The organism is Serratia microhaemolytica (assembly GCF_004011885.1).
GTDB lineage: Bacteria > Pseudomonadota > Gammaproteobacteria > Enterobacterales > Enterobacteriaceae > Serratia_G > Serratia_G microhaemolytica.
The window spans coordinates 1-2,551 of sequence record NZ_SBEF01000081.1 but is presented as its reverse complement, the minus strand read 5'-3'; the positions used below and the strand labels follow the sequence as shown (position 1 = coordinate 2,551).

The following is a 2,551-nucleotide window of genomic DNA, read 5'->3' as shown; positions in this document are numbered from 1 at the left end:
GCGGCACCATCAGCAGCGCCGGTGACCTCAACCTGACACTACAGAGCGATTTTATCCACCAGGCTGACACCCACTGGCATGTGGGTGGCGATTTTACCCTGAAAACCAGCGGCGACATCCTCAACCAGGCGGAACTGATTGTTGGCGGCAAACTGCGTACTGAATCGCAGAACCTAACCAACCTCAGCAGCCTGATCGCTGCCGAAATGACACTGCAAGCGGCTCAGGCGATCATCAACCGAGGCGCAAACGCCCTGATCGGCGCCCACGATGCCGAGGGCACCCTGGCACTGCTGGCGAAACAGATTGAGAACATCGACGACACCACCGACACCGACAGCGGCCCGAGCACCACCATCATTGGCCGAGGCAAAGTGATCCTGGCTGGTGGAGAGAATAACGATGGCAGCTACCGTGCGGCTGAGCAGATCCGCAACATTTCAGGGCTGATTGAGTCTGGCAGCGACATGCTGATCCAGAGTGAACGTTTCACCAACAGCCGACGCATCCTGACGGTCAACGACACCTTTGTTGATCAAAACACCGAAAAAGGCGAAGCCTTTTGGACAGAGCAAAACCCGGATGTCCCGGGCGGCCGCTATATTGAACCGCCACACGGCGGGGCAATGAACAGCGGGTACATAGGCACTAAATACAACACCACCTATGCCTACAACAGCATCGAACAGATCAGCCCGGAAGCACAACTTCTGGTGGGGGGTAACCTGCGCACGGCAGTCGAGACGCTGCAAAACTACTGGAGCAAAATCAGCGCGGGTGGCAGCATCGATCTCAGCGGTGCCGGTGTTGATCAGGATAGCTGGCGTGATGCACAACGCTTGCTGGAGCGCAGCACGTCGAAAGGGGTTTATGTTTATATGAACTATAAAGGCGATATATGGACGCGTCCTTGGCAAGATGCCCCGGTCTATAGTGCGGTCAACACCTACGAATCGAGCCTGAGCGCCAACACCCTCAGCGGCAGTGGAGTCAGCATCAACAACGGCAGTGAGGCTCCGATAGCGCCGGGCAGCCGAACCGACAGCGGCAAACGCTTTGAAAGTGGCGTCAATGGTGTCGCACTGACGCTACCGAGCAGCGGGCTGTATCGCGTTAACAAACAACAACAGCAGAACGGGGTGAATGACGCCGGCCTGGATGCACCGGCACGTGAGCGCAGCCCCTACCTGGTCGAGACCCACCCGTCGTTTGCCAACCTGAACAACTGGCGAGGCTCGGACTACTATTTCCAGCAACTGAACCAAGACCCGACGCGCATGGCGCAGCGGCTGGGTGACAACGCCTACGAACAGAAACTGGTACGCGACCAGGTGCTGGCATTGACTGGACGCACTGTTGCCAACGGTTACGCCAGCGAACAGGCACAATTTGAAGCGCTGTTTGCCGCCGGAGCCGAGTACAGCAAAGCGATGAACCTGGCACCGGGCGTGCGCCTGACAGCGGCACAAGTGGCCGCCTTGACCCAAGATATTATCGTGATGGAACTGCACGAGGTCGATGGGCATCAGGTGCTGGTACCGGTAGTCTACCTGGCGGGAATAAAAGCGGGCGATCTACAGGCGGAGGGGCCACTGATCGCGGCCAACAACATTCAACTGACTGAACTGGCAGGTTTTAAAAACAGCGGGGCGATCAAAGCGCGCGACAACCTGCAACTGAGCACCGCACAGGATGTGGCACTGAACAACCGGGGCGGCGTGCTGTCGGCCGGGCAAAAAATGTTCTTAAGCACCGTCAACAGCGATATCGACCTGACCAGCGCCCGCGTCAGCGCTGGCGAGTTGGCGATCCGCAGTGGCCGAGACCTGATCTTGGCCACCGCCAGCGAACAGTTGGGGGATACGTCTGGCCGCACGCCAAACCTGAGCGGATTGGGGCCATTGAGCCAGCGCTACGTGGCACCGAATGCCAATACCCGCAGCCGCACACAGTTGGGACAGGCGGGCAGCATCACGGTGAGCGGTAACGCCAGCATTGAGACCGAACGCGACTTTGTACAACAGGGGGCCAGCCTGAGTGTCGGCAATGACCTACAGGTGAAAACCGGTGGTGACTGGGTACTGGACACGGTAGAACGGCGCGACAGTAGTCGCGGACACGATTCAAAGAGCCAAGGCAGCAGCGAGTTGGTGAAGCATGTGACCAGCAACGTCAAGGTGGGCGGCGCACTGCGCGCCGATGTCAACAACCTGACCGCCACCGGTGCGCAGATTGAAGCCGGTGACATCGTGCTGAATGCCAACAACGTCACCCTCAACGCGGCGACCAACAGCCTGCATGTGAAGAGCCAATCCTCGAGTAAGCGTCACAGCGAATCGATGGATGTGTATGATGAGCAACTGATTGGCAGCCAACTGGTGGCCAAAGGCAACCTGCAGGTCAATGCACAGCAGAACATCACCCTCAGCGCCAGCAGCCTGAAAGCGGGGGAAACGCTTTCGGTCACGGCCGGCGGCGACATTGTGTTGCAGACCCAGAATGAACAGCACAACGCCGAGCGGATGCACACCAGCATCAAGCGCAAAGTGGC

General features: G+C 58.6%; 1 protein-coding gene. It reads left to right on the top strand.

Features of this window, described 5'->3' with window-relative positions; translation table 11 throughout:
• Positions 1-2,551: hemagglutinin repeat-containing protein (locus EOJ37_RS13815; RefSeq protein WP_206194069.1), on the top strand; the 2,551-nt coding region annotated here is incomplete at both ends.